Origin of the sequence: Streptomyces sp. NPDC058758, assembly GCF_042746075.1 — a bacterium.
Taxonomy (GTDB): Bacteria; Actinomycetota; Actinomycetes; order Streptomycetales; family Streptomycetaceae; genus Streptomyces.
Genome location: NZ_JBHYPS010000015.1, coordinates 57298 through 70986, shown reverse-complemented (window position 1 = coordinate 70986; position 13689 = coordinate 57298). Strand labels below are relative to the sequence as shown.

Here is a 13689-nt window from a genome sequence, read left to right as displayed (position 1 = left end):
CCCCGGCCCCTTCCCGGGTCCCCCACCGCCCCCAGTCGGTCTCCGGGCGGTCTCCGGGCCGTCGCCCGTCCATCCCCCGGGCCGCTCCTCCCCCGCCTCTCCCCTCCCCCTCCTCCCCCCGCACCCACCCCCGCCCCGTTCCCTCCCCGTCCCCTCCTCTTCGCTCCCCGTACAACCCTTCGATTCGAACGGGAGTCTGACCGGTCGGCGCCTGCTGCGACGGGCGTCGACCCGATCTTCCAGGAGGAACCTTTGATCTCCGTCAGCACGAGCCGTCGGGGTGTCTCCGCCGCGATCACCACCGTCCTCGCCGTCACCCTCGGCGCGGGCGCCCTGACCGTCCCGGCCACCGCCGCCCCCCTGCCCGCCGCCGTGACGGCCGAGGCGGGGACGGCGACGGCGCCCGTCGCGTACTCGGCGGGCACCGGACTTCCCGTCGCCGTGGGGAAGACCGGCTTCCTGCTTTCCGCGAGGGTGGACAGCAAGTACGTGCTCCGGTGGACCCGGTTCGCGGACGGATCGGTCACCACGATCGACGCGCCGGTGGGCGACTCCACCGGGACCGACGTGATCATGACCGGCCGGGGAACGTCCCCCGCCCGGTCCCTGGTCATCCAGCTCCACGACATGGCCCCCGGCGGCGGGACCGTCACGATGGACCTGCGCCCGATCGGCGCCACCTACGTCAAGGCCGTCTCCAAGGACACGATCCTGGCGCAGGCGACGAAGACGGACGGCACCGTGGAGCTGCGCCTGGTCACCAGCACCGGCGGTGCCCTCACCCAGCGGAAGGTCGAAGGCGTCCCGGCAGGGGCCCAGAGCATCCGCTCCACCCCGGCCCGCGACGGATCGGTCCTCCTGTCGTACTCCCTGAAGGAGGGAACGTCGTGGGAACGTGAGCTCGCCATGGTGGACCTCGCCGCCGCCGAGGCCGTCCCCGTCCACCGGCTCCCTTACTACGCCGGCCAGCCCGCGTTCTCCGCCACGCACCTGGTCTGGGAGCACGACCTGGCCGGGGGCAAGGTCTACGCCCGGGACCGCGCCACCGGCGCGGAGACCATGATCGACTTCGGTCTCGACGAGGACCGGGGCATGGTCGTCGGCCTGCTGGACTCGTGGCAGCTGTACGGGACCTGGGGGACCCTGGAGGGCAGCGGGACGGGCGACTCGAGGCCGCAGGTCCCCCTCACCGCGAAGTCCCTCACCACGGGCCGGACGGTCAAGCTCCTCGACTACGCCTACGGGGAGGCCCAGCCCGGCCCCGACAACACGGTGTTCGTGCGCGGCGGCACCGTCGAGCAGGGCGACGGGCTCTTCCGGATCTCGATCGGCGCCGACGGCACGCCGGCCGCCGAGGCCGTCGCCGTCACCGGGCTCCCGGTGGCGCTGGGCTACCTCGGTGCGCAGATCCCGCAGCCCTTCGACGTCGCTTCCCCCGTCCCGCTGAAGTGGAAGCTGACCCGGGAGAACGCCGACGTCGACCTGACGATCACGCACCGCGCGACCGGCAAGTCCTTCTCGAAGACGCTGCACCTCTACAGCGAGTCCGCGGGCAGCGAGTACTACTACGGCGACGACACCTTCGGCATCACCTGGGCGCAGATCGCGGCCGAGTCCCCGATGGGCAAGGACGCGGAAGTCGGCGCGTACGACTGGTCGTTCACGGCCCGTCCGCAGAACGGCGTCGGCCCGGACCTGAAGGCCTCCGGCAGCTTCACCGCCGTCAAGAACGCCTCCTCCCCGCACGACCTCGACTGGGACGGCAGCCCCGACCTGCTGGCCCGTGACACCGCGGGCGTGCTGTGGCGGGCCGACACCGAGTACGCCGCCGACCGGAAGACCCTCGTGCTCGACAGGACGGCCCAGATCGGCCCGGGCTGGGGGATCTACGACCGGATCGAGACCATCGGCGGCGTCGGCGGCGGCGCGGCGGACTTCGTCGCCCGGGACAAGAACGGCTACCTGTGGCTGTACGACGTCACCGGCACCGGCTACACGACGAAGATCGCGGGCCGCAAGCAGATCGGCGGCGGCTGGAACACGTACGCCCAGCTCACCGGCGGCAGCGACCTGAACGGCGACGGCCGCCCCGACCTGGTCGCCACCGACAAGGCCGGCGCCCTGTGGTTCTACAAGGGCACCGGGAACGTCTCCACCCCCTTCGCCGCGCGGAAGAAGATCGGGACGGGCGGCTGGGGGATCTACAACCAGATCACCCTCACCGGCGACATCGGCGGCGCCGCCGGCGGCGACCTGATCGCCCGCGACAAGGACGGCGTCCTCTGGCTCTACCTCGGCAAGGGCGACGGCACCTTCACCGCCCGCAAGCAGATCGGCGGCGGCTGGGGCGCGTACACCGACACCATCGGCATCGGTGACGCCAACCAGGACGGCCGGCCCGACCTGTTCGCGTACGGCCCCAACAAGACGGCCTACTTCTACGCCGGCACCGGCGACTACCGGAAGCCCTTCGGCCCCCGCGTCGCCAGCCCCGTCCTGACCGACCAGCCCGCCTACAACCACATCTCCTGACCCGAACCCCAAAGAGCCCCCCACCAGCGACCGTTCCGCCGGCGGGGGGCCCTTTCGTGGGTCGGGGTTACTTCTTGCCCTGGTTCTTGACGGCCTCGATGGCGGCCGCGGCGGCCTCCGGGTCGAGGTAGGTGCCGCCGGGGTTGAGGGGCTTGAAGTTCTCGTCCAGCTCGTAGGAGAGCGGGATGCCGGTGGGGATGTTGAGGCCCGCGATGTCGGCGTCGGAGATGCCGTCGAGGTGCTTCACCAGGGCGCGGAGGCTGTTGCCGTGGGCGGCGACCAGGACCGTGCGGCCGGCGAGGAGGTCCGGGACGATGCCGTCGTACCAGTACGGGAGCATGCGCTCGACGACGTCCTTGAGGCACTCGGTCCGCGGGCGCAGCTCCGGCGGGATCGTCGCGTAGCGGGCGTCGTCGGCCTGGGAGTACTCGGCGTCGTCGGCGAGCGGCGGCGGCGGGGTGTCGTACGAGCGGCGCCACAGCATGAACTGCTCCTCGCCGAACTCGGCGAGGGTCTGGGCCTTGTCCTTGCCCTGGAGGGCACCGTAGTGGCGCTCGTTCAGGCGCCAGGAGCGGTGGACCGGGATCCAGTGGCGGTCCGCGGACTCCAGCGCGAGCTGCGCGGTGCGGATGGCGCGCTTCTGGAGGGAGGTGTGCAGCACGTCGGGGAGCAGGCCGGCGTCCTTGAGCAGCTCGCCGCCGCGCGTCGCCTCCTTCTCACCCTTCGCGGTGAGGTTCACGTCCACCCATCCGGTGAACAGATTCTTCTCGTTCCACTCGCTCTCGCCGTGGCGGAGGAGGATCAGCTTGTACGGTGCGTCGGCCATGCGTACGAGCCTAATGGACCGCTGACGATTGACGCGCGTCGTCAATTCGCTGGCGTCCGCCAGCCGAGATGCGTAAGTTTCGAGGGCTGCCAGAGGGACTTACACACGCAGGGGGCCGGCCACACATGTCCATCGCTTCGCTCAGACGATCGGCGCGGGCCACCGTCTCCGGCCTCCCGCAGGGCTTCTGGTGGCTCTGGCTGTCGACCCTGGTCAACCGGACCGGGGCCTTCGTCCTGACCTTCCTCTCCCTCTACCTGACGATCGAACTCGGCCACTCCGCGTGGTTCGCCGGCCTCGTGGTCGCCCTGCACGGTCTCGGCGGCGTCGCCGGCTCCCCGCTCGGCGGCGTCCTCACCGACCGCTGGGGCCGCCGCCCCACGATGATCACCATGCACCTGGCGGCCGCCTCCTGCGCCGCCGCGCTCGCCTTCGTCACCAGCGCCTGGGGCGTGGCCCTGGTCGTGCTGCTGATGGGCGTCGCGATGCAGGCCGTGCGGCCGTCGATCAACGCGACGATCTCCGACATGGTGCCCGCCGACGACGTGCGCCGCGCCTTCGCCCTCAACTACTGGGCGCTCAACCTCGGTTTCGCCGTCGCCTCCATCGCGGGCGGCGCCGCCGCCTTCCTCGGCTACCGCACCCTCTTCCTCGTCGACGCCGTCGCCACCACCCTGTGCGCCGTGATCGTCTTCCTGCGGCTGCCGGAGACGCGGCCGGAGCGGGCGGCGGCGAAGGGCGGGGGGAAGCCGGCCGACGAGCGGGTGTCGATGCTCGACGTGCTGCGCGACGCGCCCTTCCGGACCCTCGTCCTGCTCAACCTGCTGGTCTGCGTGGTCTTCACGGCTCCCTGGATCGGCCTGCCGCTGACCATGGCCGAGCAGGGCCTCCCGCCGTCCTCGTACGGCATGGTGATCGCCGTCAACGGCATCGTGATCGTCGGCTTCCAGCTGCTGGTCAACAAGGTGACCGAGCGGCGGTCGCCGGTCGTCCTGCTGACCGTCTCCTCGCTGCTCTTCGCCGTCGGCACCGGCGCCACCGCGCTGGCCGGCTCGTCCGTCGCCTTCGCCGCGACCGTCGTCGTGTGGACGGTGGGCGAGATGGTCCACGTGCCGACGAACGCCGCCGCCACCGCCCGGCTCGCGCCGGAGCACGCGCGGGGCCGCTACCAGGGCGTGATGGGCATGTCGTGGGCGGTGGCCGGCTTCGTCGCGCCGATCCTCGCCGGCGCGATCGTCGACGGGCCCGGCTCGGACGTGCTGTGGGCCGGCACCTTCACGATCGGCGCCCTCGCCGCCGTCGGCTACACCCTGCGGCTGCGCAGGGCGCTGGGCGAGGAGGAGCCGGAGACGGAGAGGAAGGCGGAGGCGGGGACGACGACCGGGGCCGGGGCTGTGGTGGGGGCCGTGGTCGGGGCCGGGGAGGACGTCAGTCCCGTTGCGGCGAAGGCGCCGACGCGGCCTCAGGTGCAGGCGCAGCCCCAGATGCAGGCACAGATGCAGGATCAGATGCAGGCGCAGGCTCAGGAGAAGCCGTCTCCCGCGTCAAGCTCCTGAACGCGTCCAGGTTCCGCGTCGACTCCCCCCGGGAGACCCGCCAGGCGTACTCCCGCCGGATGGCCGACGCGAAGCCGAGTTCGAGCAGCGTGTTGAAGTCGCCGTCCGCCGTCTCCAGGACCGAGCCGAGCAGCCGGTCCAGCTCCTCCGGCGTGACGGCGGCCAGCGGAAGCCTGCCGGCCAGGTAGACGTCGCCGAGGGGGTCGATCGCGTACCCCACGCCGTACAGCCTGAGGTTCCGTTCGAGGAGCCAGCGGTGGACGCCGGCCTCGTTCTCGTCGGGGTGGCGGACGACGAAGGCGTTGAGGGAGAGGGAGTGGCGGCCGACCTTCAGCGACAGCGTGGTGAACAGCTTGCGCGTCCCGGGCAGCTTGACCACGTACGAACCCGGCTCGGGGCTCTCCCACTCCAGCTCGGCGTCGTCGAACGTGCCCTCGACGATCCGCCTGGCCCGCTCCGCCTCGGTGGGCGTGCCCTCGGCGGTCCGGGGTGCGGTCGGGGCCTGCTGGGCCTTCTGGGCGTCCTGAGCGTCCTGGGGGTCAGCCATGGTGGGAGCGTACGCGACGGTGCTGCGCCTGCTGCCGGTGGTCGTGCATGGCGGCCGTGTACACGTCGGCGGTGGCCGACGCGGCCGTGTCCCAGCCGAAGGACCCGGCGTGGCGGGCGGCCGCCGCGCCCATCCGGGCGGTGAGTTCGGGATCGGCGGCGAAACGGTCCAGCACGCGTGCGTAGTCGGCGGGGTCGTGCCCCTGCACCAGGAAGCCGGTCCGCTCGTCCCGTACGGCGACGGGCAGACCGCCCACCGCCGCCGCGACGACCGGGGTGCCGGCCGCCTGCGCCTCGATCGCGACCAGCCCGAAGGACTCGCTGTACGAGGGCATGACGAGGACCGACGCGGCCCGGAACCAGTCCGCGAGCCGCTCCTGGCCCACCGGCGGGTGGAAGCGCACCAGGTCGGCGATGCCCAGCTTCGCGGCGAGCTTCTGGAGCCCCTCCGGCTTGGCGAGGCCGCTGCCGCTGGGGCCGCCGACGACCGGCACCACCATCCGGGAGCGCAGCGAGGGGTCGCGGTCGACCATCAGGGCGGCGGCGCGCAGCAGGACGTCGGGGGCCTTGAGGGGCTGGATGCGGCCGGCGAAGACGGGCACGAAGGCGTCGCGCGGCAGCCCGAGGCGGGCGCGGGCGGCGGCCCGGCCGTCGGCCGGCCGGAAGCGGTCGAGGTTGACCCCGGGGTGGACGACGGCGATCTTGCCGGGGTCCGCCTCGTAGAAGCGGGCCAGCTCGTCGGCCTCCTCGGTGGTGTTGGCGATCAGCCGGTCGGCGGCGGCGACGATCTGCGTCTCGCCGATCACGCGGGCGGCGGGCTCGGGGGTGTCGCCCTCGGCGAGCGAGGCGTTCTTGACCTTGGCCATGGTGTGCATGGCGTGGACGAGCGGGACGCCCCACCGCTGGGCGGCGAGCCAGCCGACGTGGCCGGAGAGCCAGTAGTGCGAGTGGACGAGGTCGTAGTGGCCGGGGCGGTGGCCCGCCCACGCCTGCATCACGCCGTGGGTGAAGGCGCAGAGCTGGGCCGGCAGCTCCTCCTTGGCCAGCCCCTCGTACGGGCCCGCGTCGACGTGCCGCACCAGGACGCCGGGGGCCAGCTCGACCACCGGGGGGAGGCCGCCGGTGGTGGCCCGGGTGAAGACTTCCACCTCGATGTCGATGGCGGCGAGCCGCTTGGCCAGCTCGACGATGTAGACGTTCATGCCGCCCGCGTCGCCGGTGCCCGGCTGGTGGAGCGGGGAGGTGTGCACGGAGAGCATCGCCACCCGGCGGGGGGTCCGGTGGCGCCCCGGCAGCCGGAGCCGGGAGGGCGCTGCCGGGTGCCGGTGCCGGGTGCCGGCGAACCGGGACACGTACTGGCTCACGTCGGCGGTCCTTCCGCGAGAGGGGCCTGGCGTGCGGACATGACAGGCGGAGGACGCGGTACACGTCCTCCACCCCGCACAACACCGGAACGCCCCCTTTCATTTCCGCCACGCCCGGCGCTTTGCCAATTCATTACGCGAGTGCCACGCGGGGGTGTACGGGGGGTGGGGTGTGCGGGGGGGGGTGGGGCGTGTGGGGCGGGGCGTGGGTGTGCGGGGGGGGGGGGCGGGCGGGCGCGTACGGCGGGAGCGGGCGCGTACGGCGAGGCCACCAGGCCCAGGGCGGGAATCGGCCGGCCGCACGCGGCGCCACCGGGCTCACGCGGGCCCCGGGTGTGCGTGGCGCCGTCGGGTCCACACGGGACCCCGGCCCTACGCGGAGCCGTCGGGCCCGTGCAGGACCACGGGGCCCACTCGGGGTCAGCCGACCGCACACAGGACCGCCGGGCCCGCCCGGGAGGTCGCCCGAGCCCACGCGGAGCCGCGAGCCCACGCGGGTCCCGCCTCACGCAGGGGCCGCCTCACGCAGGGCCCGCCGCACACGAGCCGCCCGTCCTCCCGGGCCGGGGACGGCCGCGCCAGGGGTCGCCTCACGCAGGGGCCGCCCCACACGGGACAGCCGCCCCATACAGGGCCCACCCCACGCAGGGCCCGCCTCACGCAGGGCCCGCCTCACGCAGGGCCCGCCCCGCGCAGCGCCGCCTGCCCCGCGCAGCGCCGCCGGCCCCGGGCGGCGCAGCGGGCCCGGGCGGCGCAGCGGGCCCGGGCGGGAGTCGCCCGCTCCCCTCCTCCGCCGCCGCGCGCCCCTCCGTATCCTCTTCGCATGGCCCCGCGCACCACCCGCCCCGTCGGCACCCCGACCCGCGGGACCACCAACCCGAACCGGCTGCGCCGCATGGACCGCTGGATCGCCGCCGTCCACGGGCCCGCCCTGCGCCGCTCCCCCGAGCCGCCCGTCGCCGTCGACCTCGGGTACGGCGCCGCTCCCTGGACCGCCGTGGAGCTCCTCGCCCGGCTGCGCGCCGCCGAGCCCCGCACGCTGCTGTACGGGATCGAGATCGAGCCCGCCCGGGTCGAGGCGGCGAAGCCGTACGAGGAGCGGCACGAGGGGCTCGCCTTCGTGCACGGCGGCTTCGAGGTGCCGGTGCCGGGCGCGCCCGCGCTGATCCGGGCGGCGAATGTGCTGCGCCAGTACGACGAGGAGCAGGTCGCGGCGGTGTGGGCGCGGCTGTGCGGACGGCTCGCCCCCGGCGGGCTGCTCGTCGAGGGGACCTGCGACGAGATCGGGCGGCGGCACGTCTGGGTGGCGCTCGACCGGAACGGGCCCCGCACGGTGACCCTCGCGACCCGGCTCGGCTCCCTCGACCGCCCCTCCGACCTGGCCGAGCGCCTCCCGAAGGCGCTGATCCACCGCAACGTGCCGGGCGAACCCGTCCACGCCTTCCTCCGGGACTTCGACCGCGCCTGGGCGGCCGCCGCCCCGTACGCCTCCCTGAGCGCCCGGCAGCGCTGGATCCGTTCCGTCCGCGACCTGGCGGCGGACTGGCCGGTCGCGGACGGCCCGAAGCGCTGGCGCCAGGGCGAGGTCACGGTCCGCTGGGAGGCGCTGGCGCCCCGGGGCGGGTGACGGGCGGGACCGGAAGGCTCCGGCCCCCGGGGCGGGTGACGGGCGCGTGTCCGGGAGGACTCCGGGAGGACTCCGGGAGGACTCCGAGGGAACTCCGGCGGCCCGCCTCTCTCCCCCGTCACCGTGGAACGGGAACGTCAGCACCTCACCGACCGTCACTCTGGTGGGGTACCTGTCGTTTTCCGTTTCCACGTGGCACTATCGCCAGGACCACACAAGTTACTGACGGTAAATCAGAAAGTGGCCAGGGAGGGACGCCCGGGCCACGAGGGGGACTCCAGTGAACCGACGACGCCGACGTCCGTACGCCGCCGCCGCGCTCACCGCGGCCTGCGCCCTGGCCCTCCTGGCCTCACCCGCGCTCACCCTCCAGGCCGGCGCCGCCCCGCTGCCGCCGCCCCCGCCGAAGAAGACCCTCGAACAGGTCCGCACGGAGATCGACGCGCTGTACCGCCAGGCGGCCGCCGCCACCGACGCGTACAACCTCGCGGAGGAGCGCGCCGAGACGCAGTCCGCCGAGATCGTCCGGCTCGCCCGCATGATCGAGAGCGGCCGCGAGCGGATCGACACCCTCAAGGCCCAGGCCGGCGCCACCGCCCGCGCCCAGTACCGCAACGGCGGCATCCCCGAGAGCGCCCGACTCGCCCTCACCGGCGACCCTCAGCTCTTCCTCGACACCGCCGGCCGGCTCCACGAGGGCGCCAAGGCCACCAGCGACCTCATCGGCGAACTCTCCCGCGCCCAGGCCGAGCTGAACACCTACGCCACGGAGGCCGGCGACAACTGGACGAAGCTGGAGGCCGACCGGGTCCGGCAGGCCGAGGCGAAGAAGGAGATCAACGCCAAGATCGACGCGGCGAAGAAGCTGGAGAGCGAGCTCGCCGCCGAGGAGCGCGAGCGGCTGCGCCGCCTGGAGGAGCTGGCCCGGCAGCGGGCGCAGACGAAGTGGGTCGGATCCGGCATCCTCGCCGAACTCAGCGCCGAGGCCACCCCCGAGGGCCGCAAGGCGATCGAGTCCGCCCTCGCCCAGGTCGGCAAGCCGTACGTGTGGGGGGCCGAGGGCCCCGACTCCTTCGACTGCTCCGGCCTGACCCAGTCCGCCTGGGCCGCCGCCGGCAAGCGCATCCCGCGCACCTCGCAGGAGCAGTGGCGGCTCCTCCCCCGCGTGCAGCCGAAGGACATGCGGCCCGGCGACCTGATCGTCTACTACAAGGACGCCAGCCACATCGGCATGTACATCGGCGACGGGAAGATGGTCCACGCACCCCGGCCCGGCCGGAACGTGACCGTCGCCGGCGCCGGCTCGATGGAGATCCTCGGCATCGTCCGCCCCCGCTGACCCCGCCCTCCCACCGCCCACCCCGGGCGGCGGCGCCACCACTCGCCCCCGAAGCCGGGCGGTGGGCCCGCCACCCGGAGCGGGACGGCGGGCCCGCCCCCCGCCCCCACTCCCCGTCCCGACCTGACACATCCGGGCCGAGTGACCTTTCTCATGGGGCCGGGGGGCGCCCGCGCCCGTCGGAGGCGCAACTACCTCCCCTTCCGCGGCATATGCCAAGGAAGCCGCGGGCGCCCGCGGAGTGATCGCCATTCCGCCGGGCGCCGCACTGCCGCTATGGTCCCGGACGGGCGGGACGCCACCCGGCGCCCGGCGCACCCTCGGGGGAGGGAAGGAAACCCGAACCGATGCCCGTATCCGTACCGCGCCAGAGAATCGTCTCTGCTGCGGGGCAAGGCGAGACCACCGCCATGGACGCCACCGCTGTGACAGACACAGGAACAGGCACAGGAACAGGCACAGGCCCCGCCGCGGCCCCCGCGCCGGCGGCCGACCGCGACCGCACCGACCTCACCCTCCTGGTCGTCGAGGACGACCCGGCGGGTGCCCTCGCCGTGCCCGAACTGCTCGACGCCGCGGGCGCCGCCGGCACCCGGATACGCATCCGTACCGCCCGCAACCTCACCGAGGCCGAGCGGCTCCTCACCGACGACGTCCACTGCGTCCTCGTCGACCTCTCGCTGCCCGTGCCCCGGACGGCGGCCGACGAGGACCCGCTCGCCCCGCTGCGGCACATCCTGCGCCTCGCCCCCCGCCACGCCGTCCTCGCCCTCGCGCCCTCCGCCGACGCGGAACTGGCCGCCGAGGCGGTGCGCGTCGGGGCCCAGGACCACCTCTTCCGCGAGGAGCTGGACGGACGGCTGCTGAGCCGCGCCATCCGGTACGCGGTCGAGCGCAAGCGCAACGACGCCGCCAAGGTGAAGCTCGCCGAGTCCCGGCTGCGCGCCCAGGAGAACGCCCGCCTGGAGCGCGGCCTGCTGCCCACTCCGCTGCTGGACGGCTCCGACCTCCGCTTCGCGGCCAGCTACCGCCCCGGCCGGTCCCGCGCGCTGCTCGGCGGCGACTTCTACGACGTCGTCCGCACCCCGGACGGCACCGTCCACGCCATGATCGGCGACGTCTGCGGCCACGGCCCCGACGAGGCCGCCCTCGGCGTCGAGCTGCGGATCGCCTGGCGCGCCCTGACCTTCGCCGGGCTGTGCGGGGACGAGCTGCTCTCCACCCTCCAGCAGGTCCTGGAACACGAGCGGGAGAGCGAGGAGATCTTCGCGACCCTCTGCACGGTCGACATCGCGCCCGACGGCCGCCGCGCCGGCCTGTGCCTGGCCGGCCACCCGGCGCCGCTCGTCGCCCAGCGGGGCGGCGCCGCGCGGCTCCTTCCGTACGAGGACGGCGGCCCGGCCCTCGGACTGCTGCCGCGCGCCCGCTGGCCGCGCCGGCAGGTCGAGCTCGGCGGGGCGTGGAGCCTGCTGCTCTACACGGACGGTCTGATCGAGGGCCGGACGGCGGGCCCGGCCTCACCGCGGCTCGGGCAGGACGGCATGGTCGACATGATCAACCGGCAGCTGACCGGCGGCCTGCGCGGCGAGGCGCTCCTGGAGGCGGCGATGGCCGAGGCCCGGGCGCTGAACGGCGGCGAGCTGACGGACGACGTGGCCCTGCTGGCCCTGGAACGGGACGGGGCCCGGGGATAGAGTCCCCGGGCCCCGCCCGTGCGCTTCCGCGTTCCGCGTCCCCGCCGCCGCTACCGCTACCGCCCGCCGTTGTACGGGCCGTAGGGGCCGTCGCTGCTGGAGCCGCCGCGCCGGCCTCCACCGCCGCCGCCCATGACCTGCCTGAGGGCCGGCCGGACGTCCACCATGAAGACGATCGCGGCGATCAGGCCGGCGATCAGGAGGAAGAGGAGGCCGGGGAGGAAGAGGTTCAGCGCGAGGTTGACCCCGAGGAGGATCAGCCAGAACTTCTTCGTCTGCTTGTCCGCGGCCCGGTAGGCGTCCTCCCGGACCATCGCCGCGATGACGAACGAGACGACGGCGAAGCCGGTGAAGACCAGGAACATCAGCAGGTTGAGGGTGTTGTCGAACCGGTCCATCAGCATGCTGAACACCGCCTAGGGGGTCATGGGGTACGTGCGCCTCGCGGTCAAGGTACCCGTTCCAACGCTCCGGGCCCCAGGAATGGTGCCCGGCTCCGCTATTCGGCCGCGCCCTCGGCGGAGCCGGCCCCGGCTCCGGCCTTCGTCCCGGCCTTGGCATCCGTCTTCGCACCGGCCTTGGCGTCGGCCTTCGCGCCGGTCCCGGCCGCCGTCTTCTTGGCGGGGGCCTTGCGGGCGGCGGGCTTGCGGGCGGGGGCCGGCGCGGCCTCGGCCACGGAGGCGGACTCCTCGGCGGCGACCGGCTCCGGCTCGACGACCGGCTCCGGCTCGACCACGACCGTGATCTCGGTCGTCGGCCCGGCGGTCCCGCCGCGCCAGGCGCGGACGGTCTCCTCGCCGCGGGCGGCGACCTCCTCGTACTTCTCGCGCGCCTTGACGGCGTACTCGGCGGCCACGCCGACGCCCCGCAGGGCCAGGTCCTGCGCGGTCTCGCCGAGCTTCTTGAGGTCGGTGTCGAGACCGCCGACGACGCCGACGACCTCGGCGACCGTGGCCTGCACCTTCTCCTGGACCTTCTCCTGCACGGCCTTCGGGTCGGCGTTCCGCACGGCCTCGATCCGGCCGGGCGCCTCGGCGGCCAGCTGCTCGATCAGGCCGGGCACCTTGCGGGCCTGGCGCACGGCGAGGTCGGCGGTGCCGGCGGCGAAGTAGAGGGGGGTCCGCAGTTCGTCGATGAGGGGCATGCTGGTGGTCCTCCCGGTGGGTCGTACAAGCTGACGTTGGCGTGCGGGCTGACGTGGGCGTGCGGGCCGGCGCCGGTGCGCGGGCCGGCGCCGGCGGGCGGGCCCGGCGTGGACGCGCTAACCGGCGGCTTCCGCTTCCGCCGCGGGCCGGGCCGCGGCCTCCGCGGCGCTCTCCGCCGCGTTCTCCTTGCGGAAGGAGTCGTAGATCTGGAGCAGCACCTGCTTCTGCCGCTCGCTGATCGAGGGGTCGGCCAGGATGACGGCCCGCGTCTCCAGCTCCTCCAGGTCCTTCTCGTCGAGGATCCCGGCCCGCACGTAGAGCGTCTCGGCCGAGATCCGCAGGGCCTTGGCGACCTGCTGGAGCACCTCGGCGCTGGGCTTGCGCAGCCCGCGCTCGATCTGGCTCAGGTACGGGTTCGACACCCCGGCCGCGTCGGCGAGCTGCCGCAGCGAGAGCTGCGCGGTGCGCCGCTGCTCGCGCAGGTAGTCGCCGAGGCTGCCGAGATTGCCGACGTTGAGCGTTGCCATGGTCCGTACCCTGCCACCGCTTGCTAACTATTGCAAGCAGATGCTTGCAAGAGTGGTGCCCGCGTGTCGGCGACGCCCGGTACGGTGGCCGTGTGACCCGTGACACCCGCATACCGCTCGACGACCTCCGGCGCCTGCGCAGGGCACGGGACCGGATGGACCGGGAGTACGCCCAGCCGCTGGACGTGGCGGCGCTGGCCCAGACGGCACTGATGTCGGCCGGGCACTTCGCGCGGAGCTTCCGCAGCGCCTTCGGGGAGACGCCGTACGGCTACCTCATGACCCGCCGGATCGAGCGGGCCAAGGCGCTGCTGCGGCGCGGCGACCTGTCGGTGACGGACGTCTGCATGGAGGTGGGGTGCACGTCGCTGGGCTCGTTCAGCTCGCGGTTCACCCAGCTGGTCGGCGAGACGCCGAGCGCCTACCGGGCCCGCGCGCACGGGGCCGACGCCGCCCTGCCCGCCTGCGTCGCCAAGGTGGCCTCGCGACCGGTCAGGAACGGAGAAGCGCCGCTCGACACGGCTCCCTAGCGT

The 13689-nt window shown here is 74.0% G+C and carries 11 protein-coding genes and 1 pseudogene; 6 read left to right on the top strand and 6 right to left on the bottom strand.

Annotated features, from left to right (window positions below):
• Positions 1 to 252 precede the first annotated feature (252 nt).
• Positions 253 to 2532 (top strand): VCBS repeat-containing protein, encoded by a 2280-nt coding sequence (locus ACFW6A_RS19785; RefSeq protein WP_351844094.1) that lies wholly within the window; start codon positions 253 to 255, stop codon positions 2530 to 2532.
• Between the two features lie 67 nt (positions 2533 to 2599).
• Here the strand turns inward: ACFW6A_RS19785 and ACFW6A_RS19780 are convergent, their stop codons facing one another.
• Entirely contained in the window at positions 2600 to 3358 is a 759-nt protein-coding gene (locus ACFW6A_RS19780; protein WP_351844096.1) for a phosphoglyceromutase, read from the bottom strand.
• Between the two features lie 125 nt (positions 3359 to 3483).
• Between ACFW6A_RS19780 and ACFW6A_RS19775 the strand changes: the two genes are divergently transcribed.
• Positions 3484 to 4914: an MDR family MFS transporter gene (locus ACFW6A_RS19775; protein ID WP_386641660.1), complete on the top strand. Its 1431-nt coding sequence runs from the start codon at positions 3484 to 3486 to the stop codon at positions 4912 to 4914.
• On the opposite strand, the pseudogene ACFW6A_RS19770 reads toward ACFW6A_RS19775, so the two are convergent.
• Positions 4895 to 5461, bottom strand: a pseudogene (locus ACFW6A_RS19770) (YbjN domain-containing protein); the annotation flags it as partial. The gene ACFW6A_RS19775 and the pseudogene ACFW6A_RS19770 sit on opposite strands and share 20 nt — an antisense overlap.
• Positions 5454 to 6824 (bottom strand): D-inositol-3-phosphate glycosyltransferase, encoded by a 1371-nt coding sequence (gene mshA, locus ACFW6A_RS19765; RefSeq protein WP_351844100.1) that lies wholly within the window; start codon positions 6822 to 6824, stop codon positions 5454 to 5456. The pseudogene ACFW6A_RS19770 and the gene mshA, both read right to left, overlap by 8 nt.
• An 823-nt stretch (positions 6825 to 7647) precedes the next feature.
• Between mshA and ACFW6A_RS19760 the strand changes: the two genes are divergently transcribed.
• The 3 genes from ACFW6A_RS19760 to ACFW6A_RS19750 all read left to right on the top strand — a co-directional run bounded on the left by ACFW6A_RS19760 (position 7648) and on the right by ACFW6A_RS19750 (position 11484).
• Positions 7648 to 8451: a class I SAM-dependent methyltransferase gene (locus ACFW6A_RS19760; protein ID WP_386477629.1), complete on the top strand. Its 804-nt coding sequence runs from the start codon at positions 7648 to 7650 to the stop codon at positions 8449 to 8451.
• A 280-nt stretch (positions 8452 to 8731) separates the two neighbouring features.
• Positions 8732 to 9790, top strand: coding sequence for a C40 family peptidase (locus ACFW6A_RS19755; RefSeq protein ID WP_386477632.1), 1059 nt, complete (start codon positions 8732 to 8734; stop codon positions 9788 to 9790).
• A 410-nt stretch (positions 9791 to 10200) separates the two neighbouring features.
• Positions 10201 to 11484, top strand: a complete 1284-nt coding sequence (locus tag ACFW6A_RS19750; RefSeq protein ID WP_386641657.1) for a PP2C family protein-serine/threonine phosphatase — start codon at positions 10201 to 10203, stop codon at positions 11482 to 11484.
• A gap of 56 nt (positions 11485 to 11540) precedes the next feature.
• On the opposite strand, the gene ACFW6A_RS19745 is transcribed toward ACFW6A_RS19750, so the two are convergent.
• The 3 genes from ACFW6A_RS19745 to ACFW6A_RS19735 all read right to left on the bottom strand — a co-directional run bounded on the left by ACFW6A_RS19745 (position 11541) and on the right by ACFW6A_RS19735 (position 13156).
• A complete protein-coding gene (locus ACFW6A_RS19745) occupies positions 11541 to 11888 on the bottom strand; it encodes a DUF2516 family protein (RefSeq protein WP_351844108.1) in 348 nt (115 codons plus the stop codon).
• Between the two features lie 95 nt (positions 11889 to 11983).
• Positions 11984 to 12628, bottom strand: a complete 645-nt coding sequence (locus tag ACFW6A_RS19740) for a hypothetical protein (protein WP_386641654.1) — start codon at positions 12626 to 12628, stop codon at positions 11984 to 11986.
• A 117-nt stretch (positions 12629 to 12745) separates the two neighbouring features.
• Positions 12746 to 13156, bottom strand: coding sequence for a helix-turn-helix domain-containing protein (locus ACFW6A_RS19735; protein WP_386477637.1), 411 nt, complete (start codon positions 13154 to 13156; stop codon positions 12746 to 12748).
• A 110-nt stretch (positions 13157 to 13266) separates the two neighbouring features.
• Between ACFW6A_RS19735 and ACFW6A_RS19730 the strand changes: the two genes are divergently transcribed.
• Positions 13267 to 13686 (top strand): helix-turn-helix transcriptional regulator, encoded by a 420-nt coding sequence (locus ACFW6A_RS19730; RefSeq protein ID WP_351844232.1) that lies wholly within the window; start codon positions 13267 to 13269, stop codon positions 13684 to 13686.
• Positions 13687 to 13689: the final 3 nt, after the last annotated feature.

Coding starts and splice junctions, on each gene's coding strand:
- ACFW6A_RS19780 (WP_351844096.1), bottom strand. CDS start 3,358: ATGGCCGACGCACCGTACAAGCTGATCCTCCTCCGCCACGGCGAGAGC.
- ACFW6A_RS19775 (WP_386641660.1), top strand. CDS start 3,484: ATGTCCATCGCTTCGCTCAGACGATCGGCGCGGGCCACCGTCTCCGGC.
- ACFW6A_RS19760 (WP_386477629.1), top strand. CDS start 7,648: ATGGCCCCGCGCACCACCCGCCCCGTCGGCACCCCGACCCGCGGGACC.
- ACFW6A_RS19750 (WP_386641657.1), top strand. CDS start 10,201: ATGGACGCCACCGCTGTGACAGACACAGGAACAGGCACAGGAACAGGC.
- ACFW6A_RS19745 (WP_351844108.1), bottom strand. CDS start 11,888: ATGCTGATGGACCGGTTCGACAACACCCTCAACCTGCTGATGTTCCTG.
- ACFW6A_RS19740 (WP_386641654.1), bottom strand. CDS start 12,628: ATGCCCCTCATCGACGAACTGCGGACCCCCCTCTACTTCGCCGCCGGC.
- ACFW6A_RS19735 (WP_386477637.1), bottom strand. CDS start 13,156: ATGGCAACGCTCAACGTCGGCAATCTCGGCAGCCTCGGCGACTACCTG.